The 22,846-nt window shown below is 59.1% G+C and carries 22 protein-coding genes; 8 read left to right on the top strand and 14 right to left on the bottom strand.

Going from position 1 to position 22,846, the window contains the following annotated elements; genetic code table 11:
• Positions 1-8 precede the first annotated feature (8 nt).
• The 9 genes from ACYG9Y_RS02900 to ACYG9Y_RS02860 form a co-directional block, all read right to left on the bottom strand.
• Complete coding sequence (locus ACYG9Y_RS02900; RefSeq protein WP_023804778.1) at positions 9-992, bottom strand: oligopeptide/dipeptide ABC transporter ATP-binding protein; 984 nt, start codon at positions 990-992, stop codon at positions 9-11.
• On the bottom strand, positions 985-1,995 hold the full coding sequence (locus tag ACYG9Y_RS02895) for an ABC transporter ATP-binding protein (protein WP_023669883.1): 1,011 nt from the start codon (positions 1,993-1,995) through the stop codon (positions 985-987). Before ACYG9Y_RS02895 ends, ACYG9Y_RS02900 begins: the two co-directional genes overlap by 8 nt.
• Positions 1,992-2,903, bottom strand: a complete 912-nt coding sequence (locus tag ACYG9Y_RS02890; protein WP_023669882.1) for an ABC transporter permease — start codon at positions 2,901-2,903, stop codon at positions 1,992-1,994. The genes ACYG9Y_RS02895 and ACYG9Y_RS02890 overlap by 4 nt, the downstream gene beginning before the upstream one ends.
• A gap of 4 nt (positions 2,904-2,907) precedes the next feature.
• The gene (locus ACYG9Y_RS02885) at positions 2,908-3,849 is read right to left on the bottom strand and encodes an ABC transporter permease (RefSeq protein ID WP_023669881.1); all 942 of its coding nucleotides are present in this window, start codon (positions 3,847-3,849) and stop codon (positions 2,908-2,910) included.
• A 28-nt stretch (positions 3,850-3,877) separates the two neighbouring features.
• The gene (locus tag ACYG9Y_RS02880) at positions 3,878-5,440 is read right to left on the bottom strand and encodes an ABC transporter substrate-binding protein (RefSeq protein WP_023804777.1); all 1,563 of its coding nucleotides are present in this window, start codon (positions 5,438-5,440) and stop codon (positions 3,878-3,880) included.
• Between the two features lie 130 nt (positions 5,441-5,570).
• Complete coding sequence (locus ACYG9Y_RS02875; RefSeq protein WP_031197584.1) at positions 5,571-6,011, bottom strand: YqaA family protein; 441 nt, start codon at positions 6,009-6,011, stop codon at positions 5,571-5,573.
• 9 nt (positions 6,012-6,020) lie between these two features.
• Positions 6,021-7,343: an MFS transporter gene (locus ACYG9Y_RS02870; protein WP_023804776.1), complete on the bottom strand. Its 1,323-nt coding sequence runs from the start codon at positions 7,341-7,343 to the stop codon at positions 6,021-6,023.
• Positions 7,344-7,407: 64 nt separating this feature from the next.
• A complete protein-coding gene (locus ACYG9Y_RS02865) occupies positions 7,408-8,748 on the bottom strand; it encodes a cation diffusion facilitator family transporter (RefSeq protein WP_023713973.1) in 1,341 nt (446 codons plus the stop codon).
• Between the two features lie 8 nt (positions 8,749-8,756).
• A complete protein-coding gene (locus tag ACYG9Y_RS02860) occupies positions 8,757-9,038 on the bottom strand; it encodes a metal-sensing transcriptional repressor (RefSeq protein ID WP_023669876.1) in 282 nt (93 codons plus the stop codon).
• 104 nt (positions 9,039-9,142) lie between these two features.
• On the opposite strand from ACYG9Y_RS02860, the gene ACYG9Y_RS02855 reads away from it, so the two are divergent.
• Genes ACYG9Y_RS02855 through ACYG9Y_RS02845 form a run of 3 tightly spaced genes read left to right on the top strand, consistent with a single transcriptional unit; the run spans position 9,143 to position 10,998 of the window.
• On the top strand, positions 9,143-9,532 hold the full coding sequence (locus tag ACYG9Y_RS02855) for a hypothetical protein (protein WP_023696825.1): 390 nt from the start codon (positions 9,143-9,145) through the stop codon (positions 9,530-9,532).
• Positions 9,533-9,580: 48 nt separating this feature from the next.
• The gene (locus ACYG9Y_RS02850; protein WP_023713974.1) at positions 9,581-10,315 is read left to right on the top strand and encodes a HupE/UreJ family protein; all 735 of its coding nucleotides are present in this window, start codon (positions 9,581-9,583) and stop codon (positions 10,313-10,315) included.
• A 35-nt stretch (positions 10,316-10,350) separates the two neighbouring features.
• A complete protein-coding gene (locus tag ACYG9Y_RS02845) occupies positions 10,351-10,998 on the top strand; it encodes a hypothetical protein (protein ID WP_023669873.1) in 648 nt (215 codons plus the stop codon).
• Between the two features lie 210 nt (positions 10,999-11,208).
• On the opposite strand, the gene ACYG9Y_RS02840 is transcribed toward ACYG9Y_RS02845, so the two are convergent.
• The 5 genes from ACYG9Y_RS02840 to ACYG9Y_RS02820 form a co-directional block, all read right to left on the bottom strand.
• A complete protein-coding gene (locus ACYG9Y_RS02840; RefSeq protein WP_460223147.1) occupies positions 11,209-11,601 on the bottom strand; it encodes an NAD/NADP octopine/nopaline dehydrogenase family protein in 393 nt (130 codons plus the stop codon).
• 1,251 nt (positions 11,602-12,852) lie between these two features.
• Positions 12,853-13,647 carry an aminoglycoside O-phosphotransferase APH(3')-IIa gene (locus ACYG9Y_RS02835; RefSeq protein ID WP_000572405.1) on the bottom strand — a complete coding sequence of 265 codons (795 nt, stop codon included), beginning with the start codon at positions 13,645-13,647 and terminating at the stop codon, positions 12,853-12,855.
• 178 nt (positions 13,648-13,825) lie between these two features.
• A complete protein-coding gene (sacB, locus tag ACYG9Y_RS02830) occupies positions 13,826-15,247 on the bottom strand; it encodes a levansucrase (protein WP_001022105.1) in 1,422 nt (473 codons plus the stop codon).
• Between the two features lie 19 nt (positions 15,248-15,266).
• Positions 15,267-17,078 (bottom strand): beta-glucuronidase, encoded by a 1,812-nt coding sequence (uidA, locus tag ACYG9Y_RS02825; RefSeq protein ID WP_257825605.1) that lies wholly within the window; start codon positions 17,076-17,078, stop codon positions 15,267-15,269.
• 169 nt (positions 17,079-17,247) lie between these two features.
• Complete coding sequence (locus ACYG9Y_RS02820) at positions 17,248-18,318, bottom strand: NAD/NADP octopine/nopaline dehydrogenase family protein (protein WP_031197587.1); 1,071 nt, start codon at positions 18,316-18,318, stop codon at positions 17,248-17,250.
• A 231-nt stretch (positions 18,319-18,549) separates the two neighbouring features.
• Here ACYG9Y_RS02820 and ACYG9Y_RS02815 point away from each other — a divergent pair, with 231 nt between their 5' ends.
• From ACYG9Y_RS02815 to ACYG9Y_RS02795, 5 genes are read left to right on the top strand one after another with little or no spacing between them, the layout of a single operon-like run.
• The gene (locus tag ACYG9Y_RS02815; RefSeq protein WP_023669872.1) at positions 18,550-19,521 is read left to right on the top strand and encodes a LysR family transcriptional regulator; all 972 of its coding nucleotides are present in this window, start codon (positions 18,550-18,552) and stop codon (positions 19,519-19,521) included.
• On the top strand, positions 19,518-20,987 hold the full coding sequence (locus tag ACYG9Y_RS02810) for an NAD(P)-binding domain-containing protein (RefSeq protein ID WP_023804775.1): 1,470 nt from the start codon (positions 19,518-19,520) through the stop codon (positions 20,985-20,987). The genes ACYG9Y_RS02815 and ACYG9Y_RS02810 overlap by 4 nt, the downstream gene beginning before the upstream one ends.
• Positions 20,984-21,466: a CMD domain-containing protein gene (locus tag ACYG9Y_RS02805; RefSeq protein WP_023669870.1), complete on the top strand. Its 483-nt coding sequence runs from the start codon at positions 20,984-20,986 to the stop codon at positions 21,464-21,466. Before ACYG9Y_RS02810 ends, ACYG9Y_RS02805 begins: the two co-directional genes overlap by 4 nt.
• Entirely contained in the window at positions 21,463-22,026 is a 564-nt protein-coding gene (locus tag ACYG9Y_RS02800; RefSeq protein WP_023669869.1) for a peroxidase-related enzyme, read from the top strand. Before ACYG9Y_RS02805 ends, ACYG9Y_RS02800 begins: the two co-directional genes overlap by 4 nt.
• Before the next feature lie 57 nt (positions 22,027-22,083).
• Positions 22,084-22,824: an amino acid ABC transporter ATP-binding protein gene (locus ACYG9Y_RS02795; protein WP_023669868.1), complete on the top strand. Its 741-nt coding sequence runs from the start codon at positions 22,084-22,086 to the stop codon at positions 22,822-22,824.
• Positions 22,825-22,846 lie beyond the last annotated feature (22 nt).

The following is a 22,846-nucleotide window of genomic DNA, read 5'->3' as shown; positions in this document are numbered from 1 at the left end:
GTCGGCACTCAAATCACCGGCCGCCGCTCGCCGTCGGCCAGGTGGCAGGCCGCGACCCCGCCATGCGGCACCGAGCGCAACATCGGCTCCTCGGTCCGGCAGACATCGATCGCCACAGGACAGCGGGTGTTGAAGCGGCATCCCGGTGGCGGCGCGCTGGGGCTTGGAGGGTCGCCCGCGAGGATGATTCGGCGACGGCCGGCCTCGATACGAGCATCCGGCGAAGGAACCGCCGAAAGCAGTGCCTGGCTGTAGGGATGGGCCGGCTCGCGAAACAGCGGCCGCGTCACGCCGGCTTCCGCGATGCGGCCAAGATACATCACCGTCACGTTTGAGCAGACCTCGCGCACGATCGCCAGGTCATGCGCAACGATGACGATGGTAAGGCCAAGCTGTTTCTGCAATGATGTGAACAGGTTGACGATCTGCGCCCGGATCGAAACGTCAAGCGCGCTGAGCGGTTCGTCGCAAACCAGGATCGATGGCTTCAGCGCAAGCGCGCGAGCGATCGAAACGCGCTGGCGCTGGCCGCCGGAAAGCGAACGCGGCAGGCGGTCGAGCACGGTCGCTGGCAGCGCCACCAGATCCAGCAGCTCGCCAATACGGCGCCGGCGCTCGGCCGGAGATCCGAGGCGATGGATCTGCAGCGGCTCTTCCAGCGTCTGGTAGACGGTCTGGCGACGGCTCATCGAGCCCAGCGGATCCTGGAAGACGAACTGGACCTCGCGGCTGAACGATTTGCGGTCCGACTTCAGCCACTGGGCGCGATCCCGCCCCGAGATCAGCACCGTACCCTCAGTCTCCTTCTGCAGGCCGACGACGCTGCGAGCCAGCGTGGTCTTGCCACAACCGGATTCGCCAACGATGCCATGGAAGGCACCACGCGGAATGGTCAGGTCGATGCCGTCGACCGCCCGCACGGCGCCTGTTCCGGAGCGGTTGGCGAAATGGACCTTCAGGCCCTTGACCTCAATCGCCGCAATGTCAGCCATGGATTGCTATCCCTTCCCGCCTCAGCACCACCGGGCATCCCACCTTGTGCGGCGTCCCGCCCGTCGAGATCGTCTGGAGCGGCGGCCGATGCACGCGGCATTCGGGCTCAACCAGTTCGCAGCGGGCAGCGAAACGGCAGCCCGGCTCCAGCCTGATCTGGTTCGGCGGCAAACCTGGTATTTCCTTGGTCGCGGCGCGTTCGTCGGCGCGGAAATCCGGTACAGAGGCAAGCAGCCCGCGTGTATAGGGATGCGTCGGCCGCGTCAGCACATCCATCGCGGTCCCCTCCTCCGCCACCTGCCCGGCATAGAGCACCATGACCCGGTCCGCGACCGAGGCGACGACGCCGATGTCGTGCGTGATCAGCACGACCGCGATGCCTTCCTCGCGCTGGATCTGGCGGATGAGCTCCAGGATCTGCGCCTGCACCGTGGCGTCCAGCGCAGTGGTCGGCTCGTCGGCGATCAGCACGCGCGGCCGGCTTGCCAGGGCCAGTGCGATCATGGCGCGCTGCAGCATGCCGCCAGACATTTCATGCGGATAGCGATCGTAGCGGTCTTCCGGGTCAGGGATGCCGGTGCGGGCGAGCAGCGAGACCGCTTCCTTGCGGGCATCCGCATGCGAGAGATTGGCAAAGCGGCGCGCCTGGCGCGCCAGTTGCGGTCCGATCTTCAGCATCGGGTTCAGCGCGCTCATCGGGTCCTGGAAAATGACGCCGAAATAGCGGCCGCGAAGGTCAGACAAGCGCCTGGACTCCATTCCGACCAGTTCGCTCGCTTCGGCTCGGGCCGATCCCTTGATGTCGACGGTGACGCCCTCGGGCAGCAGGCCGAGCGGCCCAAGCGTCATGACGGTCTTGCCCGAACCGCTCTCGCCGACGACGGCGACTGTCTCGCCGGGACGGACGTTGAACGACACCCCATCGACCGCGCGCACGGAAACGGTCGTGGCGTAGAGATCAATGACCATGTTTTCTATGGAGTAGATCGGCTCGTCGCTCATGGCGCGGCTGTTCCCGTTTCGACGGCGTTCCGCTCCGCTTCCTCAACGGCGCGCGCCTTGCGACGCTTGCGCAGCAAACCGCCGCGCACCGGCCTCGGCACCTTTTGCAACGCGAAGGTCTCGCCCAGCAGATTGAAGCTGACCACCACCAAAGTGAGCGCAAGGCCCGGAAGGACGACCAGCCTCGGGTATTCCTCAATGTAGCTCATGCCGTCGACCAGCATCTGGCCCCATTCCGGCGCCGGCGGCGCGACGCCCAGGCCGAGGAAGCTCAGCGTCGCGATGGCCAGGACAAGGGCGCCAGCATCGGCGCTGGCATAGACCACGACGAGGGCCAGGACATGCGGCAGGATATGGCGCACAAAGATCCACAGATGGCTGGCGCCCATCACCCTTGCCGCTTCGATATAGGGCTGTTGCAATTCGGCGGTGACCACGGCGCGGCTCATGCGGGCATAGTTCGCCCACCACGCCAGCGTCAGCGCCGTGATCATCGACCAGTAGCCGGTGCCGAGAATGCCGATCAGCGCCAGCGCGATCACCAAGCTTGGCAGCGCCAGCGCGATGTCGATGAGGCTGATCAACACCAGCTCGACGCGCCCGCCGACATAACCGGCGAACGAACCGATGCTGACGCCGATGGCAAGTGCGGCCACCAGCACGATCACCATCGCCACCAGCGATATGCGGGCGCCGCCGATGATGCGGCTCAGAATATCGCGGCCGAGATAGTCGGTGCCCAGCCAGTGAGCCCAGCTCGGTCCCGCAAGCGTGACGTCGTAGTCTTGCGCGCCGGGATCGTAAGGCATGATCGAGGGACCGAGCACACCGACCGCGACAAAGAAGACGACTGGCAGCAGCACCAGCCAGGGCCAGTCCTTCATGCTCCTGAACAAGGAAGTGTTCATCGGATCAAGCTCCTCTCGCCCTACGCATGCGCGGGTCGACAAACATGCAGATCACGTCAACCATCAGGTTGACGACAACGAAGAACACCACGAACAGCAACAGAACCGACTGCATGCCGACGAAGTCGCGGAAGCGGATTGCATCGATAAAGAAGGCGCCGACGCCGCGCAGCGCAAACACCGTTTCAACCACGATCGAACCGATGATCATCAGCGTGAACTGGGCGCCGAAGGTGGTCAGGAACGGGATGGCGATGTTGGGCAGAGCCTCGCGCATCAGCACCTGTGTCCTCGTGTAGCCCTTCGCGAAGCCCGTCGTGGCGAAGGGTCGCGACATGGCCTCCTGGAGGTTGACGCGGACGACGCGGCTCAGCACCGATGCCGGAAACAGGGCGATTGTCACCCACGGCAAGAGCCACGAGGTGAAGCCGCCGACGCCGAAGGTGGGCAGCCAGCCCAGCATCACCGAAAAGACGATGACCAGCAGCGCCGCCACGAAGAAGTTCGGCGTCGAGGCGCCGACCAGCGAGAAGGCGTGGAGGAACCGGTCCAACGCGCCACCATTGCTGACCGCACCGGCAACGCCGAGCGCCAGCGACAGGAAAAAGGCGAGAATGCCGCCGCCCGCAAGCAGCGCCGCCGTCATCGGGATTCTGGCGGCGAATTCCTGCGCGATCGGCTTGCCGGTGCGCAGCGAGACGCCGAGATCGCCGGTGATAGCGCTGAAAAGCCATCGGCCGTAGCGGACCGGCAGCGGATCATAGAGCCCGAGGTCCTCGCCGATCTTCTTGATCATTTCGGCATCCGCGCCCGGGCCTGCCGCACGCTCGGCCATGAGCGCGGCGACGTTGCCCGGCGCCGCGGCAACCAGGGTAAAGGTCAATGCCGATGCCGCCACGACAAGCAGACAGGCAAGCAACATCCTTCGCAGAATCGTGCGTCTCATCGGAACTCCCCCAGGAGATTCGAGGCGTTCAGGCCTTCAGCGTGATCGCCTTGAACGGCAGGTCGTAGTCCGTCGCGGGAAGCGCGAAGTTCTCGACGCGAGGATTGTGCGCCCACAGCCGCTGGCTGACAACGAGCGGGCAGATCGCCCGGTTGTCGTGCAGCCAGTCGTAGAGCGCCTGCATCTTGGCTTCGCGTTCGTCGCCGCTCGCTTCGAGCGCGGCCTTGACCACGCCATCAAGCTCCGGGGAAACATAGATCTTGCCGTCCGGCCCGCTGTCGGCGGTGGATACGAACGCGTTGCCGAGCGTGCCGTGCGGATCATAGGGCGCGCCATAGGTGGTGAAGAAGGCAAGATCATATTCGAACGCCGGGCGACGGTCGTGCATGGTGGCGTTGTCGACTGACGAGACCTGAACCTGGAAGCCGACCTCGGACAGCTGACCCTGGATCATCTCGGCGATGCGGCGCGAACCCGGCAGCGATTCCTCCGATACGAGGAAATCGATCGCCAGCGGCGCGCCCTCCTTGCTCCAGGCGCCTCCGCTTTCGCTCCAACCGCCATCGGCAAGGATTTTCCTGGCCGCGGCGACGTCGCGTACCGGCACGTTATGCCGCTTGCCCGAGGAAGGCACGTTGGTCGGAAAGAGATCCGCCGCCGGATCTGCGTAGCCTTCGAACAACACCTTGGCGATCGCGGCGCGGTCGACCGAGACATAGATGGCCTCGCGCACGGCCTTGTCGGCCATCATCTTGGCCTTCGGCGAATAACCGAGCAGCATGGTTGCGGTGCCGGCCTCGGCCACCACTTTCATGCCGTCCTTTTCAAGCGCGCGGGCGCGGCGCGGCGACAGCGTCGCCACCCAGTCGCCGCCGATCACGTCGAGGTCGCCGGAACGCAGCGCGTTGGCGCGGGCGAGTTCGTCGGGAACCACCTTCAGTTCCATGCGAGCAAACAGTGGCTTCTCGCCCCAGTATTTGTCGTTGCGCACCAGCACGGTGCCGGAGGAATCGTAGCTTTCGACGATCCACGGTCCGGTGCCGACCGGAGCGGTCTGCTTGCCGCCGGCGTCGACCGCCTTCGGCGACAGGAAGCGCACCGGACGCACTATGGTGAGCTCCAGCAAGGCGGCGGGCACCGGACGCTTTAGCTTGATCGTCAACTTGCTGGGTCCATCGGTGACGATGCTGTCGAATGCGTCGGACACACCGATCCATGAGAAATCCGCGACGCCCAGCCAGCGTTTGAGATTCCATTCCGCGGCGGTCGAATCGAAGGGCGTGCCGTCACTGAAGGCAACACCTTCGCGCAGGTCGAAGGCGATCGAAAGCTGGTCGCCGGCGACAGCCCACTTGGTGGCGAGCCCGGGCTCGAGCGCGCCGTCCTGGCCATAGTGTATGAGGGCGTCGAACACGACCGTGTAGGAACTCAGCGTGGAGACGTTTTGCAGCAGGTCGAGATCGCCGGTTTCGGCGGCAATGGCGACCTTCAACGTTTCATGCCCCTCCGAGTACGCGGCGCGTGGAAACGCGGCAATGAAGGCCAGGCCGGCTGTGGAGGCCAGGAAATTGCGGCGGTCGAGAGTCATCATGTTAGTTCCCCTTTTTGTTTGATTGGCAACGATCATGTGCACGCTTGCTAATTTGTATAGACATAAGACATAAAGTCGGAAAACCGTTTGAGAGTTTTACCCCAGCGACCCACTTGGTCGCGGTTGCGGCCTACAGCCAGTTCAGCGCCGCCGCCGAGAGCGCGAGATAGCGGCCGGCTTTCGCCATCGTGACGATCGCAACGAAGCTCCAGAGCGGCTCGCGCAGAACACCGGCCATCATCGTCAGCGGATCGCCGATGACGGGAACCCAGCTCAGCAACAGGCTCCATCGTCCGCAACGGCGGTAGCGCGCCGCGGCGCGATCGAGCGCAGTGGGCTTGACCGGAAACCATTTGCGGTCGCGAAAGCGGTCGATGCAGCGGCCGAGCAGCCAGTTGACAACCGAACCAAGCACGTTGCCGATCGTCGCGACCAGGATCAGCGCCGCCGGTGACTGGCTTCCGGTCAGCAGCAGGCCGGCCAGCACCGCCTCTGACTGCAGCGGCAGAATTGTCGCTGCGGCGAACGCGGTGAGGAACAGCGCGCCGAAGGCACCAACATCTCCCAGCATTGGGGCCGCTCAGCTCGCTTTCGGCCATTTTGGGTGCCTATCGTTAACGACATAACCATGCGCATGCTCGAAGCCTGCTTCGGTCCAGACGGCGTCCTCGAGGTGCGAATGCCCGTCAGACAGATCGTCATGGGCGTGGCTGAGAACGTCGGGATCGTGACGCGGCCACAACCACATCGCGGCAAAGAGTGCCGCGGCGCCAATGACGCCAAGCAGGATAAAGGTGAAGGGCAGGCCCATCGCCGCGCCGACGAGTCCGGCGATCGGATAGGTGATGAGCCAGCAGGCGTGCGAAAGCGCGAATTGCGCGGCAAACAATGCCGGCCGGTCGACGGGATCGGCCGAGCGCTTGATCAGCCGCCCAGACGGGGTCTGCGCCAGCGAATAGCCGAGCCCGAGCACGAACCAGAGCGGCAAGAGCAGCTGATAGCTGATGGCAAACGGCCCTGCGAACAAGCCGGCAACCAGCAGGCCGGCGCCTGACAACATCGCAACCCGATCCGGGATGCCGTCCAGCAGCCGCGGCAGGACCAGCGCCGCGATCATCGAGCCGCCCCCGAAGGCGGCAAGGGCAAATGCCGTGTCGCTCTGGGAGAGGTCGAATTTTGCCTGCACCAGGACCACCGTGTTGACGATCACCATGGCGCTGGCCGCCGCGACGGCAAGATTAAGGGCCAGCAAACCGCGCAAACGCGGCGTCGTCAGATAGATGCGGATCCCGCCCGTCGTGCGTTCATAGATGCCGCGCGGCTCGGAGGGCTGCGGGCTGGGCAGCACCACGGAGACGACCAGCGCCGCTGACGCCAGGAACCCGACAACCGTGCCGGCGAACAGGCTATGGAAGCTTATGACCGAAAGCAGCGCCGCCGCGAGGAGGGGGCTGACGACGCTTTCCAGGTCGTAGGCCAGTCGCGAGAGCGACAAGGCCCGTGTGTAGTCCTTCTCTTCGGGCAGCACGTCAGGGATCGAAGCCTGGAAGGTCGGGGTGAAGCCGGCTGACGCCGACTGCAGGATGAAGATGAGAAGATATATCTGCCAGACTTCGGTGACGAAGGGCAGGAATACGGCAACCCCTGCCCTGATGAGGTCGAGCGAAACCAGCATGGTACGGCGTGGTAGGCGCTCGGCGAACGCGGCGGCAACGGGCGCCACGCCGACATAGGCGATCATCTTGATGGCAAGCGCCGTGCCGAGCACCGCGCCGGCATCGGCGCCGGCAAGGTCATAGGCAAGCAGCCCGAGCGCCACGGTGGCAAGGCCAGTGCCAATCAGGGCGATGACCTGGGCCAGGAAAAGATGGCGATAAGTGCGATTGGCAAGGACTTGCAGCATATGTCTGTCTTCTTGGAGGAGCGATGGGTCGTTGATCCGTGGCGATTGAATGGCGGGCCTGATCTCAGTGATGGTGGCCTTCCGGCTCGACCATTTTGAACGGCAGCACCTGCTCGCGACCCTTCGCGGCCAAGACCAGCCTCGCCTGGAACTCATGCGGCTCAGCAGGAGCCACGGTGCTCTCAAGGCGATGATGGTTGTCGGCGATGGGTTCGAGGCGAAGCGTCTCCGGCCCGCCAGGCCTATCGATGATCACCGTTGCCATCAGATCGTCGGCATGCCGGTCGATGGTCAGCCGCATCCGCTCGCCAGCCGGCGTGTCGACGATTTCCAATGTCCCGGCAGCCAGATCGCAGTCGACCTTGAAGGGCTCCGGCGCATGATGACCATGTGAGTGAGAGGGTTCCGTGCCCGTCGCGGCAGACCCGGCCGAACTCTCCAGACGAACATTCGCTTCAGCCAACGCCGGCAAGTGGGCGAACAGTTCCTCCTTGAGGGCTTCGGTGACGCCCATCACGTCCTTGGCCGTCGCCGCGTCGGCGACACTGATGGCGACGTCGGCATGCAGGCGATGGCCGATCCAGCGCGCCTGCACGCTTTGGACACGTTCGATACCGGACACATGCTCGGCGGCATGATGGATTTCATCGACGATGCCGGGCTCGACACCGTCGAGCATGCGCGTGAGGACTGCCTTCGAAGACTGCCAGACGATCGCGAAGATGGCCACCGTGATCAAGAGCCCGATGATCGGATCGGCCAGCGGAAACCCCAGCCATACGCCGATAGCACCCAGCACAACCGCCAGACTGGTAAAGCCGTCGGTGCGCGCATGGTAGCCGTCGGCGATCAGCGCCGCGCTGTTGATCTCGCGGCCGACCCGGATACGGAACACTGCAACGGCCTCGTTGCCTAAGAAACCTATAATGCCGGCTATGGCGACCCAGCCAAGAAATGCGATCGGCTGCGGATTGATCAACCGGTCGATCGCCTCGTAGCCGGCAACGATGGCGCTGAACAAGATGATGAGGACAATCAGAATGCCGGCCAGATCTTCGACGCGACCCAGCCCGTAGGTGAACGTCTTGCTCGGTTTGCGACGGGCCAGCATGAAGGCGACCCACAATGGGATGGCGGTGACCGCGTCGCCGACATTGTGGATCGTGTCGGCCAGCAGCGCCACGCTGCCGGAGAGGAACACAACCACCAACTGCAGCGCCGCCGTGATGGCCAGAACGACGAATGACCATTTAATCGCCCAGATGCCGCGCGTCGTCGTGGCGATCGTCGGGTCGATGACGCCATGCGTGTGGCCATGGCCGCCCTCGCCGTGATCATGTCCGTGGCCGCCCATGCCTTGCGTCATCGGGCCGAACCCGAACCAATCGCGAACTTTGTCCATCATGGCGCTTCTCACAGGTACTTGGTGATATCCTTGAACTCGTCGATCGAGCGGCGCTGCTCGAGCGCCAGCGGTCCGACGACGTCTTCAAGGCAGTGGTTGAGGTGGTCCTGGATCAGCGTCTTCTTGGCCTGGGCGATGGCCTTCTCCACGGCATGAAGTTGCTGGGCGATGTCGAGGCACGGTCGCCCGGCCTCGATCATCTCGACGATCCCGCGCAGATGGCCGTCGGCGCGCTTCAGCCGCTTGATGATGGCAGGATGGGTTTCGTGGACGTGGGGACGCTCATTCATGCCCTTGATGCTATCCCCCCCGAGAGGATATTCCAAGCCTCAAAGTGGCCTCGATTCTGGTGCATGCCACCATTCGTTAGGATTTTAGAGAATAATCGTTAAGCATGCCGAATTGGATCCCTAGCACAGCCTTTCGTCTCATCGTCGCGTTCGCGATGACTCTCGGCGTGCTGCTCTCCCCAGTGGGTAGTTCGGCCTCGCATAGCCCGATTGCGCTCGCTGCCGCCGAGGCAGCGCGTCACGCAGAGCTGACAGCACAGATCGGAAAACACGGCCACAGCCATGACGATGGCGAAGCCGATGAGCAGAGCTTTGGTCATACCCACGGCCACAATCCGGCCGACCACACCCATGAAACGGCGAGCACGCTTCCGGGCTTCGCGCAGCCAGCACCGCCGATAGGCCGGAGCTGGCTGGTTTACCCGCCTTCGTTTGCCGACCTAGAAATCCGTTTCCGGCTTGAGCGCCCTCCCAGGCAGATCGTCATCGCATGATCGCGGCCGCACGCGCGGCCATCCTCAACGACGACGATTGGAATTCTCATGCAAGGATCCTTCTACAAGGGTCCGCCACGCACGCCTTGCGCGCGCTGGCGGTTTGCCCTTCCTGTGCTCATTGCTCTCCTGACCCTCCCATTGCTTGGGTGGACTGCCCTCGCCCATGCCGTTGCCGAAGGCGACAAGGGCTATATCCAGGAGATCACGGGCATCAATCTGCTGCCCTTCATCTATCTCGGCGCCAAGCACATGGTGACGGGATACGACCACGTCCTGTTCCTGTTCGGCGTGATCTTCTTCCTCTACCGGATGAAGCACATTGGCATCTATGTGAGCCTGTTCGCGCTCGGCCATTCCACGACCATGCTGCTTGGCGTCTATTTCAACGTTGGCATCAACAGCTACATCATCGACGCGATCATCGGCCTGTCGGTCGTCTACAAGGCGCTCGACAATATGGGTGCCTTCCAGAGGTGGCTCGGCTTCCAGCCGAACACCAAGATCGCGACGCTGATCTTCGGCTTTTTCCACGGCTTCGGCCTGTCGACGAAGATCATCGAATACAACATCTCGCCCGACGGGCTCGTGCCCAACCTACTTGCCTTCAACGTCGGCGTTGAGGTCGGTCAGCTTCTGGCGCTCGCTGCTATCCTTATCGTCATGGGCTACTGGCGCCGGACCGACAGTTTCTGGCGCCACGCATACACCGCCAACACCATCATGATGACCGCCGGGTTTGTGCTGATCGGCTATCAACTCACCGGCTGGGTCGTCTCCTGAACCTCCAAGTAAAGATCAAAAAAAGGAATTCTCCCATGTACAACACAGACATCCCGACCCGCGCTGAACTGCCGACATCCATGCAGCTCCTCCGATCTACCCTCATCGCCATTGTCGCGGCAGCGGCCATCCTTGTGACCATCGTGCTGCCGGCCGAATACGCCATCGATCCCACCGGCGTTGGGCGAGCGCTCGAGCTCACCGAGATGGGCGAGATCAAGACACAACTCGCCGAAGAGGCCGAGCAAGACCGCCTTCGCGAATTGCAAAACGGCACGCCGACCGCAGTGCCAGGCCAAGATCAGCAGTCGAGTCTTCTGGAGCGCGTCTTCGCTGAACTGGTGATTGGTTCCGCCTCTGCCCAGGAACTGCGGACGGACGAAATGTCGGTCACCCTCAAGCCCGGCGAAGGAGCTGAGATCAAGCTCGTCATGGCCAAGGGCGCAAAGGCAAACTACTCTTGGACAGCCAATGGCGCGGCGGTGAACTTCGACACCCATGGTGACGGCGGCGGCGAAAACATCTCATACGAGAAGGGACGCGGTGCTGCAGAGGACGAGGGCGTACTTGAGGCAGCCTTTGACGGCAATCACGGTTGGTTCTGGCGCAACCGCACCGGTGCCGACGTCACCGTGACGCTGAAGACGAATGGCGCGTACACCGACATCAAACGCATGATGTGATCGATACGGCACGTCTTATCCGGCGCCGTTTGGCGCCGGGGGAGATCAAGCAGGTGAAATAGCCAACTCGGACCAACACAGTTTGATAATATCCAACCTGTGTTGGTCCCCTTCGGATGTCGTTGGTTAGAATCAGCTCGCAATGATGTAACAGGAGCGTCGCGCTAGCTTCCTCAAAGCGTAATCACGCCGCATTGGCCGCGAGCGCGCTCAAAACCCCTTGCGGCAAAGGGCTTCAAGATCCGTCTTTGTCATGTTCTCGATGCCGAGCCCAGGAAGAATATCATTATCTCCCTTGAGATCCCGGCCATAAGCCGCCGACAATATGGAAATTCCGGATTCATGGAGAACCGCCGGATTTCCGCTGATCTTCCCCAGGACTGCGGTTGGTAACAGGCCGAACGGAACGTCCTCGAGAATATAGCGGCTCTCGATAGTCGTCGGGCCAAAGCCGCCACGACCTTGGCGATCCATCTCCAGGTTCATTTCCGAAACGGTGCTCATGGGGACGTGGAACGACAATGAAAAATGTTCCTGGACGGTACGAACCGCGATACCGAAATTGCCAGCTATGGCCAATCGTTCGGCATCCAGAGCCTCGATGAAGCGAATCTAGACAATTCGCACGATATACAGGATTTTGCCAAAGGGTTCGTGTAGACTTTCCTTGGTGTATCCAACGGCGTCAGCCGGGCAGGATAGGTGAAGTAGGCCCACCCGCGAGCGGGTGTTCCTTCTTCACTGTCCCTTATTCGCACCTGGCGGTGCTCAACGGGAATCCTGCTCTGCGAGGCTGGCCGGCTACCGCCGGCGTAACAGATGAGGGCAAGCGGATGGAAGCTCTAGTCTGATTAAGCATTGGTAACTGTCAGACCAAGTTTACTCATATATACTTTAGATTGATTTAAAACTTCATTTTTAATTTAAAAGGATCTAGGTGAAGATCCTTTTTGATAATCTCATGACCAAAATCCCTTAACGTGAGTTTTCGTTCCACTGAGCGTCAGACCCCTTAATAAGATGATCTTCTTGAGATCGTTTTGGTCTGCGCGTAATCTCTTGCTCTGAAAACGAAAAAACCGCCTTGCAGGGCGGTTTTTCGAAGGTTCTCTGAGCTACCAACTCTTTGAACCGAGGTAACTGGCTTGGAGGAGCGCAGTCACCAAAACTTGTCCTTTCAGTTTAGCCTTAACCGGCGCATGACTTCAAGACTAACTCCTCTAAATCAATTACCAGTGGCTGCTGCCAGTGGTGCTTTTGCATGTCTTTCCGGGTTGGACTCAAGACGATAGTTACCGGATAAGGCGCAGCGGTCGGACTGAACGGGGGGTTCGTGCATACAGTCCAGCTTGGAGCGAACTGCCTACCCGGAACTGAGTGTCAGGCGTGGAATGAGACAAACGCGGCCATAACAGCGGAATGACACCGGTAAACCGAAAGGCAGGAACAGGAGAGCGCACGAGGGAGCCGCCAGGGGGAAACGCCTGGTATCTTTATAGTCCTGTCGGGTTTCGCCACCACTGATTTGAGCGTCAGATTTCGTGATGCTTGTCAGGGGGGCGGAGCCTATGGAAAAACGGCTTTGCCGCGGCCCTCTCACTTCCCTGTTAAGTATCTTCCTGGCATCTTCCAGGAAATCTCCGCCCCGTTCGTAAGCCATTTCCGCTCGCCGCAGTCGAACGACCGAGCGTAGCGAGTCAGTGAGCGAGGAAGCGGAATATATCCTGTATCACATATTCTGCTGACGCACCGGTGCAGCCTTTTTTCTCCTGCCACATGAAGCACTTCACTGACACCCTCATCAGTGCCAACATAGTAAGCCAGTATACACTCCGCTAGCGCTGAGGTACCGGGTCAGAAGAACTCGTCAAGAAGGCGATAGAAGGCGATGCGCTGCGAATCGGGAGCGGCGATACCGTAAAGCACGAGGAAGCGGTCAGCCCATTCGCCGCCAAGCTCTTCAGCAATATCACGGGTAGCCAACGCTATGTCCTGATAGCGGTCCGCCACACCCAGCCGGCCACAGTCGATGAATCCAGAAAAGCGGCCATTTTCCACCATGATATTCGGCAAGCAGGCATCGCCATGGGTCACGACGAGATCCTCGCCGTCGGGCATGCGCGCCTTGAGCCTGGCGAACAGTTCGGCTGGCGCGAGCCCCTGATGCTCTTCGTCCAGATCATCCTGATCGACAAGACCGGCTTCCATCCGAGTACGTGCTCGCTCGATGCGATGTTTCGCTTGGTGGTCGAATGGGCAGGTAGCCGGATCAAGCGTATGCAGCCGCCGCATTGCATCAGCCATGATGGATACTTTCTCGGCAGGAGCAAGGTGAGATGACAGGAGATCCTGCCCCGGCACTTCGCCCAATAGCAGCCAGTCCCTTCCCGCTTCAGTGACAACGTCGAGCACAGCTGCGCAAGGAACGCCCGTCGTGGCCAGCCACGATAGCCGCGCTGCCTCGTCCTGCAGTTCATTCAGGGCACCGGACAGGTCGGTCTTGACAAAAAGAACCGGGCGCCCCTGCGCTGACAGCCGGAACACGGCGGCATCAGAGCAGCCGATTGTCTGTTGTGCCCAGTCATAGCCGAATAGCCTCTCCACCCAAGCGGCCGGAGAACCTGCGTGCAATCCATCTTGTTCAATCATGCGAAACGATCCTCATCCTGTCTCTTGATCAGATCTTGATCCCCTGCGCCATCAGATCCTTGGCGGCAAGAAAGCCATCCAGTTTACTTTGCAGGGCTTCCCAACCTTACCAGAGGGCGCCCCAGCTGGCAATTCCGGTTCGCTTGCTGTGGATCCATCGGCATTTTCTTTTGCGTTTTTATTTGTTAACTGTTAATTGTCCTTGTTCAAGGATGCTGTCTTTGACAACAGATGTTTTCTTGCCTTTGATGTTCAGCAGGAAGCTTGGCGCAAACGTTGATTGTTTGTCTGCGTAGAATCCTCTGTTTGTCATATAGCTTGTAATCACGACATTGTTTCCTTTCGCTTGAGGTACAGCGAAGTGTGAGTAAGTAAAGGTTACATCGTTAGGATCAAGATCCATTTTTAACACAAGGCCAGTTTTGTTCAGCGGCTTGTATGGGCCAGTTAAAGAATTAGAAACATAACCAAGCATGTAAATATCGTTAGACGTAATGCCGTCAATCGTCATTTTTGATCCGCGGGAGTCAGTGAACAGGTACCATTTGCCGTTCATTTTAAAGACGTTCGCGCGTTCAATTTCATCTGTTACTGTGTTAGATGCAATCAGCGGTTTCATCACTTTTTTCAGTGTGTAATCATCGTTTAGCTCAATCATACCGAGAGCGCCGTTTGCTAACTCAGCCGTGCGTTTTTTATCGCTTTGCAGAAGTTTTTGACTTTCTTGACGGAAGAATGATGTGCTTTTGCCATAGTATGCTTTGTTAAATAAAGATTCTTCGCCTTGGTAGCCATCTTCAGTTCCAGTGTTTGCTTCAAATACTAAGTATTTGTGGCCTTTATCTTCTACGTAGTGAGGATCTCTCAGCGTATGGTTGTCGCCTGAGCTGTAGTTGCCTTCATCGATGAACTGCTGTACATTTTGATACGTTTTTCCGTCACCGTCAAAGATTGATTTATAATCCTCTACACCGTTGATGTTCAAAGAGCTGTCTGATGCTGATACGTTAACTTGTGCAGTTGTCAGTGTTTGTTTGCCGTAATGTTTACCGGAGAAATCAGTGTAGAATAAACGGATTTTTCCGTCAGATGTAAATGTGGCTGAACCTGACCATTCTTGTGTTTGGTCTTTTAGGATAGAATCATTTGCATCGAATTTGTCGCTGTCTTTAAAGACGCGGCCAGCGTTTTTCCAGCTGTCAATAGAAGTTTCGCCGACTTTTTGATAGAACATGTAAATCGATGTGTCATCCGCATTTTTAGGATCTCCGGCTAATGCAAAGACGATGTGGTAGCCGTGATAGTTTGCGACAGTGCCGTCAGCGTTTTGTAATGGCCAGCTGTCCCAAACGTCCAGGCCTTTTGCAGAAGAGATATTTTTAATTGTGGACGAATCGAATTCAGGAACTTGATATTTTTCATTTTTTTGCTGTTCAGGGATTTGCAGCATATCATGGCGTGTAATATGGGAAATGCCGTATGTTTCCTTATATGGCTTTTGGTTCGTTTCTTTCGCAAACGCTTGAGTTGCGCCTCCTGCCAGCAGTGCGGTAGTAAAGGTTAATACTGTTGCTTGTTTTGCAAACTTTTTGATGTTCATCGTTCATGTCTCCTTGAGCTCATTGTTTGCCTCCCTGCTGCGGTTTTTCACCGAAGTTCATGCCAGTCCAGCGTTTTTGCAGCAGAAAAGCCGCCGACTTCGGTTTGCGGTCGCGAGTGAAGATCCCTTTCTTGTTACCGCCAACGCGCAATATGCCTTGCGAGGTCGCAAAATCGGCGAAATTCCATACCTGTTCACCGACGACGGCGCTGACGCGATCAAAGACGCGGTGATACATATCCAGCCATGCACACTGATACTCTTCACTCCACATGTCGGTGTACATTGAGTGCAGCCCGGCTAACGTATCCACGCCGTATTCGGTGATGATAATCGGCTGATGCAGTTTCTCCTGCCAGGCCAGAAGTTCTTTTTCCAGTACCTTCTCTGCCGTTTCCAAATCGCCGCTTTGGACATACCATCCGTAATAACGGTTCAGGCACAGCACATCAAAGAGATCGCTGATGGTATCGGTGTGAGCGTCGCAGAACATTACATTGACGCAGGTGATCGGACGCGTCGGGTCGAGTTTACGCGTTGCTTCCGCCAGTGGCGCGAAATATTCCCGTGCACCTTGCGGACGGGTATCCGGTTCGTTGGCAATACTCCACATCACCACGCTTGGGTGGTTTTTGTCACGCGCTATCAGCTCTTTAATCGCCTGTAAGTGCGCTTGCTGAGTTTCCCCGTTGACTGCCTCTTCGCTGTACAGTTCTTTCGGCTTGTTGCCCGCTTCGAAACCAATGCCTAAAGAGAGGTTAAAGCCGACAGCAGCAGTTTCATCAATCACCACGATGCCATGTTCATCTGCCCAGTCGAGCATCTCTTCAGCGTAAGGGTAATGCGAGGTACGGTAGGAGTTGGCCCCAATCCAGTCCATTAATGCGTGGTCGTGCACCATCAGCACGTTATCGAATCCTTTGCCACGCAAGTCCGCATCTTCATGACGACCAAAGCCAGTAAAGTAGAACGGTTTGTGGTTAATCAGGAACTGTTCGCCCTTCACTGCCACTGACCGGATGCCGACGCGAAGCGGGTAGATATCACACTCTGTCTGGCTTTTGGCTGTGACGCACAGTTCATAGAGATAACCTTCACCCGGTTGCCAGAGGTGCGGATTCACCACTTGCAAAGTCCCGCTAGTGCCTTGTCCAGTTGCAACCACCTGTTGATCCGCATCACGCAGTTCAACGCTGACATCACCATTGGCCACCACCTGCCAGTCAACAGACGCGTGGTTACAGTCTTGCGCGACATGCGTCACCACGGTGATATCGTCCACCCAGGTGTTCGGCGTGGTGTAGAGCATTACGCTGCGATGGATTCCGGCATAGTTAAAGAAATCATGGAAGTAAGACTGCTTTTTCTTGCCGTTTTCGTCGGTAATCACCATTCCCGGCGGGATAGTCTGCCAGTTCAGTTCGTTGTTCACACAAACGGTGATACGTACACTTTTCCCGGCAATAACATACGGCGTGACATCGGCTTCAAATGGCGTATAGCCGCCCTGATGCTCCATCACTTCCTGATTATTGACCCACACTTTGCCGTAATGAGTGACCGCATCGAAACGCAGCACGATACGCTGGCCTGCCCAACCTTTCGGTATAAAGACTTCGCGCTGATACCAGACGTTGCCCGCATAATTACGAATATCTGCATCGGCGAACTGATCGTTAAAACTGCCTGGCACAGCAATTGCCCGGCTTTCTTGTAACGCGCTTTCCCACCAACGCTGATCAATTCCACAGTTTTCGCGATCCAGACTGAATGCCCACAGGCCGTCGAGTTTTTTGATTTCACGGGTTGGGGTTTCTACAGGACGGACCATGGTTATACCTCCTTCTTAAAGTGTCCACATCATATAGAAGTTATCCGCTCACAAGTCAAGTAAGTCGACCTTCGGATGTCGTTGGTTAGAATCAGCTCGCAATGATGTAACAGGAGCGTCGCGCTAGCTTCCTCAAAGCGTAATCACGCCGCATTGGCCGCGAGCGCGCTCAAAACCCCTTGCGGCAAAGGGCTTCAAGATCCGTCTTTGTCATGTTCTCGATGCCGAGCCCAGGAAGAATATCATTATCTCCCTTGAGATCCCGGCCATAAGCCGCCGACAATATGGAAATTCCGGATTCATGGAGAACCGCCGGATTTCCGCTGATCTTCCCCAGGACTGCGGTTGGTAACAGGCCGAACGGAACGTCCTCGAGAATATAGCGGCTCTCGATAGTCGTCGGGCCAAAGCCGCCACGACCTTGGCGATCCATCTCCAGGTTCATTTCCGAAACGGTGCTCATGGGGACGTGGAACGACAATGAAAAATGTTCCTGGACGGTACGAACCGCGATACCGAAATTGCCAGCTATGGCCAATCGTTCGGCATCCAGAGCCTCGATGAAGCGACCAACGGCAGGAGTGACATTTCCCCCCTGGCTCCATCGCTCGGCCCTCTCCATTCGTGTGAGATTGAGAAGGGCAATTCCCAGATGGTTCTGCGGATTGAGGTTGCTGAGCGCAATTGCCAGCAGACCATCGCGCTTGACGAAACGATCGCCGAACAAGGCCGTGCAAAGCTTGTACCCTTGATCGAGCGCATCGAAAGGCAGCGTCGCAACATCAAGCTTCTGGCGAATGGAAGTGACCTGGACTTCTGTTGGTCCGAGCTGGCGGCCGGTCAAGAGCGTTGTGCCCCAAACGACGATCGGCAACCTGACCTTGCGCTCGGCTAACCGCTTGGAGAGATACAGCGCGCCGAACGAACTGTGCGAACTGACGATGACAGGAATACCATCTGCCAGGTGAGGGACCGCGGCATCCATCACCATCTTGTGGCCGTAAGCGGGAAGCGCGATCACCACCACATCCGCGTGATCGATGGCATCTTTACAATCATTGGCAATACGCACCGGCACCGTCGCCTCGATATCCCCCGTCGCCTTCAATAATTCGCCAGTCGCCAACGTTCTGGTGCGGTCTCCCGACGGTGACCAAAGTGTTGGCGTATGTCCCGATTGTGCCAAATAGGCCGCAAGGCCATAGGCAATTGCTCCAGCGCCCAGAATACTCACGCGCATAACATTCCTCCTGTCGCCGGCTTTATGGTTCGAGAATCCTTGCCGTCCCCGCCTACAAGTTTTTTCATCGGGAGGATCCGAATTGAAGTCACGTCGGTTGCCATCAGCCGTTTCGATCAGGACTCCGGCTCTGAGCCGGCAAACGCCGCAACGACTATTAGTTTCCGCTTGACATATATCAAAAATGAATGAGACGATGTCAATCATACGAATTACGCATGTAGGGAGAACATGGAAACCCGGGACCTTCAGACCTTCCTTGCGGTTGCTGCCAGCGGCAGCATCACCAAGGCGGCTGACATGCTCGGGCGTTCCCAACCTTCGGTGACACGCACCATTCAGGAGCTCGAGGCCGAACTTGGCTTCGAATTGCTGCATCGGATCGGTCGACGGGTGCAGCTGTCTGAAGAGGGTGTCGCATTCGAGGAGGAAGCGCGGCGATTGTTGATGTCTTTCACCGAACTTGCAGCGCGGGCCAAGATGATCGCCGCCGGCCGTGGGCGGATCCTGCAGATTGTCACAACCTCCGCGATCGGCACCGGCTTGATCCCGGCGGCCCTGGCCGAGCTCAAGGGTGTCGAGCTTCCGCACGAGACGCATCTCGGGCAGTTTCTTCCCTCGATCGTCGCCCAGGAAGTGCGCAGCGGACGTGCCGAGATCGGGTTTTCAAGCCTGCCGCTCGATACGCCCGGTCTGGATGTCCTACGGCTCTATTCGGCGCCTGATGTTGCTGCCGTGCGGGAGGACGATGCGCTGGCTGAACTTGATGTCATACCGCTTTCGGCTTTTGCGGGTCGTCGCGTGGCTACGTTGCTCAATCCGCTGCGGTTTCAGTTGCATGTCGCCAAGGCACTCGCTGCCCGGGGCATCGACACCGGCCCGGTGATCCGGACCAATACTGCCTACGGCGCGTTGCAGATCGTGCGCCATACTGGTGTCGCGGCCGTCATCGATCCCCTCACGGCCTATGGCGTCGCCCTGCCTGGGGTCGTCATTCGCCCGATCGATGTAACCGTTCTCTTTTATTGGGGCGTTGTGGCTGCCTCAAAACGTCCCCTTCGCCCAGTCGCGCAGGCGCTGATGGATGCGGTCGAAGCGGTGGCTGAACGGTCGATCGTCGGTTTCAAGAAGCTCGATCCAGCTTTGGCCAGCCAATTGGTGAACGATCCCGCGTCGGGCACAAATAACGGAACTGGAATATGAAGCATACTCCCACCCCGGCAGCATCGACGGGCCTTGCCGCGTTGGAAGCCCAGCTTGCGCAGGATCTCGACTTTGTCGAGCTGCCCGCCAAGCCCTGGGTCCCCACACGCATGCATGAGGGCGCCCCGGTCCGTGATGTCGTGGTCATTGGCGCTGGCATGTGCGGACTTGCTGCCACGGCAAAGCTGGTGCTGGCAGGGATCACCAATGTCGTCGCCTATGATGCGGCGCCGGCTGGGCTCGAAGGACCGTGGATAACGTTTGCCCGCATGCAAACACTCCGGTCGCCGAAGACCCTGCACGGTCCGTCGCTCGGCTTGCCGCAATTGACGTTCCGCGCCTGGTTCACGGCGCAATGGGGCGTCGACGCCTGGCGGTCGCTGGACAAAATCCCCAAGGGCCAGTGGATGGATTACCTGGTCTGGTACCGCAAGGTTCTTGCTCTGCCTGTGCGCAACGGCGTGCGCATGACCGGCGTCGCACCGGTTGGTGATCTGATTGCGATCGATATCGAAGGCGCGGAATCCGGCCGGGTTCTCACCCGTCATCTCGTTCTGGCCACCGGCCGCTCTGGTCTGGGCGGTTTTGCCGTGCCCGATTTCCTCAGGGGCATCGATCGCGCTTATTGGGCCCATTCTGCGGACGAGATCGATTTCGACGCGCTGCAAGGTAAGCGTGTGGCGGTCATCGGCGCCGGTGCCTCGTCCATGGACAATGCCGCAACCGCACTCGAGGCGGGCGCCGGATCTGTGGACATGTTGATCCGGCGCAAGGAAATGCCGCGCATCAACAAGCTGACCGGAATCGGCAGTCCGGGTATTGTACTCGGCATGCATCAATTGCCCGATGCCTGGAAGTGGAAGTTCTTCGACTACACCGCCTCAACCCAGACGCCGCCGCCGCGTTCATCGACGCTTCGCGTTTCTCGCCACCCCAATGCCCGGTTCTTTCTCGACTGCGGCATCGTCGCGGTCACGGAAGATGCGGGAGGCCTGCTTATCGAAACCACCCAGGGGCTGATGCGCTACGACTTCCTGATCGCGGCAACCGGCTTTTCAAACGACTTCAACGGCCGCCCGGAATTTGCAGCCATCGCGCCACATATCCGCACCTGGTCGGATGGCCGATATACACCGGACATGGGGCCGGCGCGTGCAGGCATGTCCGATGCACCGGACCTAGGTCCCGCCTTCGAGTTTCGTGAGCGCGTCCCCGGCTCCTGCCCGATGCTGTCGCATATCCACTGCTTCAACGACGCCGCCATGCTGACGCACGGCAAGGTCTCCGGTGATATCCCAGCCGTCAGCGCGGGTGCCGACCGTTTGGTCCGCGGCATTGCCGCATCGCTGTTTGCCGAAGATGTCGAAACCCACTTCGCCAACCTGATCGCTTACGACACGCCCGAACTTCTGGGCGACGAATGGGTCGATTCAACACCCTTGTTGGAGAAGGAGGCCGCGCTGTGATCGACGCAATGGACAAGGCCGCCGGTCTATCACCGCACGATGCGCTTTTCAGCGCGCGTCGGTTTCGGCCTGAATTCGTGCTGGGGGCCGAGGAATGTCGCCTCTCCGTCCTGCAGCCAGCAAACGACCAAGGGCTTGCGCCTAATTTGCGGGTTGCTCTGGCCCGTCGCATGGCCGCTCTGAATGCCGATCCGGTCCTGATGGCCGAATTTGATGTGCAGCTGGCTCAGCTCGATCCGACTGAGCAGCTTCTGGCCTTAGCCCAGGGGGAAACGGATTTGGAAGAGCCATTGGCGACCATCGCACGTCATGTGGACCTGATTACGCTGACACCGAAAAAGGCGGAAGCGGGCCACATCGCCCTGCTCGCCCAAGCTGGATTGAACAATCCTCAGATCGTCGCCCTTTCCGAGCTCATCGCCTTCGTCAATTTCCAGACGCGGGTGGCAACCGGCCTGCGATTGTTGAGGACGGCATGATTTCCGCGGTGCGCCTGAAGCCATTGAATTGGCATCCGTACATAGCGCCGGTCGAGCTATCCGAGGCCACGCCGGAACAGCTTGAAGCGATGAAGGTCACGCCATCAGCCAAGAAAGTTTCGGAATATGTGCGCACCCTTGCGCATGACCCTGAGAGCTACCTTGCCCGCACCATCTTGTTCAACGCCATCATGTATGTCGAAGGCGGGCTTGCCCGCCCTGACCGCGAGCTTGGTGCATTAGGTGCGTCCATCGTCAATGGCTGCAAATTCTGCGCCGTTGTTCACGCCCGCAGGCATGCAGAGCTGACCAAGAACGACGAAGTGGTCACCGCGCTCTATCTCGATAAACCTGAAGCGCTCGGCCCACGCGATGCGGCAATCTACAGTTTTGCCCGCCGCCTGTCGGCGGCCCCGTCGGAAGCGACGGCAGACGATATCGCCGCGCTTCGATCAGTCGGCATGGACGACCGCGAGATTATCGACCTGATCCACGCCATATCGATCTTCGGCTGGGCAAACCGGCTGATGCACGTTCTCGGCCATGCGGAGAGCGGGTGATGATGTCGCATGCGGTCGAAGCAGTCCGTCTCACACTTTCCGAAGGGACAACCAGCAATGCTTGAACTCAAAGATGTAAAGCTGTCTTACGGAAGCACGCAGGTTCTGAACGGCGTCAATCTCTCGGTAAAGCGGGGTGACGTGGTTTCGATCATCGGCCCCAGCGGCACCGGCAAGACCACGTTGCTGAAATGCATCAACTACCTGGCCAAGCCGTCGTCAGGAACCATCGCGTTCGATCAGATCCGGATGGATTACCAGCGTGCCGACAAGGTCGCTGTCCAGGCGATCCGGTTGCGAACGGCGATGGTCTTTCAACAATTCAACGTCTTCAAGAACATGACGGTCCTGCAGAACGTGATGGATCCACTGGTCGTCGTGCAGCGCAAGTCCGCGGACGAGGCGCGGGAGATCGCCTTGCGGGAGCTCGAGCGGGTCGGCCTCACCCCGAAGCGAGACAGCTATCCCTCCCAACTGTCGGGCGGCCAGCTCCAGCGCACCGGCATTGCGCGCGCCCTGGCAGTTCGTCCCGACGTGATACTCTTCGATGAGCCTACGTCATCGCTGGATCCAGAACTCGTCGGTGAAGTCCTGAAGGTGATCAAGGACGTCACCTCGTCAGGGATCACTTCGCTGCTTGTGACCCACGAGATGCAATTCGCAAGGAACATCTCCAACCGGATCGTCTTCATGGACCGTGGCGTGGTCGCCGCCGATGGCAGCCCGGCTGATATCTTCGACGCGCCTTCCAGCCCACGACTTGCTCAATTCCTGCAGTCAGAACTCGCTTTTCAATAATCCAACAACAAGGGAACCTAAG

Source organism: Mesorhizobium sp. W050, from assembly GCF_054719535.1.
This window is presented reverse-complemented; position numbering and strand designations above follow the sequence as displayed.

What these genes read in the sequence shown, in the direction of transcription:
- ACYG9Y_RS02900 (WP_023804778.1), bottom strand. Translation starts at nt 992, where the DNA reads ATGGCTGACATTGCGGCGATTGAGGTCAAGGGCCTGAAGGTCCATTTC.
- ACYG9Y_RS02895 (WP_023669883.1), bottom strand. Translation starts at nt 1,995, where the DNA reads ATGAGCGACGAGCCGATCTACTCCATAGAAAACATGGTCATTGATCTC.
- ACYG9Y_RS02890 (WP_023669882.1), bottom strand. Translation starts at nt 2,903, where the DNA reads ATGAACACTTCCTTGTTCAGGAGCATGAAGGACTGGCCCTGGCTGGTG.
- ACYG9Y_RS02885 (WP_023669881.1), bottom strand. Translation starts at nt 3,849, where the DNA reads ATGAGACGCACGATTCTGCGAAGGATGTTGCTTGCCTGTCTGCTTGTC.
- ACYG9Y_RS02880 (WP_023804777.1), bottom strand. Translation starts at nt 5,440, where the DNA reads ATGATGACTCTCGACCGCCGCAATTTCCTGGCCTCCACAGCCGGCCTG.
- ACYG9Y_RS02875 (WP_031197584.1), bottom strand. Translation starts at nt 6,011, where the DNA reads ATGCTGGGAGATGTTGGTGCCTTCGGCGCGCTGTTCCTCACCGCGTTC.
- ACYG9Y_RS02870 (WP_023804776.1), bottom strand. Translation starts at nt 7,343, where the DNA reads ATGCTGCAAGTCCTTGCCAATCGCACTTATCGCCATCTTTTCCTGGCC.
- ACYG9Y_RS02865 (WP_023713973.1), bottom strand. Translation starts at nt 8,748, where the DNA reads ATGATGGACAAAGTTCGCGATTGGTTCGGGTTCGGCCCGATGACGCAA.
- ACYG9Y_RS02860 (WP_023669876.1), bottom strand. Translation starts at nt 9,038, where the DNA reads ATGAATGAGCGTCCCCACGTCCACGAAACCCATCCTGCCATCATCAAG.
- ACYG9Y_RS02855 (WP_023696825.1), top strand. Translation starts at nt 9,143, where the DNA reads ATGCCGAATTGGATCCCTAGCACAGCCTTTCGTCTCATCGTCGCGTTC.
- ACYG9Y_RS02850 (WP_023713974.1), top strand. Translation starts at nt 9,581, where the DNA reads ATGCAAGGATCCTTCTACAAGGGTCCGCCACGCACGCCTTGCGCGCGC.
- ACYG9Y_RS02845 (WP_023669873.1), top strand. Translation starts at nt 10,351, where the DNA reads ATGTACAACACAGACATCCCGACCCGCGCTGAACTGCCGACATCCATG.
- ACYG9Y_RS02835 (WP_000572405.1), bottom strand. Translation starts at nt 13,647, where the DNA reads ATGATTGAACAAGATGGATTGCACGCAGGTTCTCCGGCCGCTTGGGTG.
- sacB (WP_001022105.1), bottom strand. Translation starts at nt 15,247, where the DNA reads ATGAACATCAAAAAGTTTGCAAAACAAGCAACAGTATTAACCTTTACT.
- uidA (WP_257825605.1), bottom strand. Translation starts at nt 17,078, where the DNA reads ATGGTCCGTCCTGTAGAAACCCCAACCCGTGAAATCAAAAAACTCGAC.
- ACYG9Y_RS02820 (WP_031197587.1), bottom strand. Translation starts at nt 18,318, where the DNA reads ATGCGCGTGAGTATTCTGGGCGCTGGAGCAATTGCCTATGGCCTTGCG.
- ACYG9Y_RS02815 (WP_023669872.1), top strand. Translation starts at nt 18,550, where the DNA reads ATGGAAACCCGGGACCTTCAGACCTTCCTTGCGGTTGCTGCCAGCGGC.
- ACYG9Y_RS02810 (WP_023804775.1), top strand. Translation starts at nt 19,518, where the DNA reads ATGAAGCATACTCCCACCCCGGCAGCATCGACGGGCCTTGCCGCGTTG.
- ACYG9Y_RS02800 (WP_023669869.1), top strand. Translation starts at nt 21,463, where the DNA reads ATGATTTCCGCGGTGCGCCTGAAGCCATTGAATTGGCATCCGTACATA.
- ACYG9Y_RS02795 (WP_023669868.1), top strand. Translation starts at nt 22,084, where the DNA reads ATGCTTGAACTCAAAGATGTAAAGCTGTCTTACGGAAGCACGCAGGTT.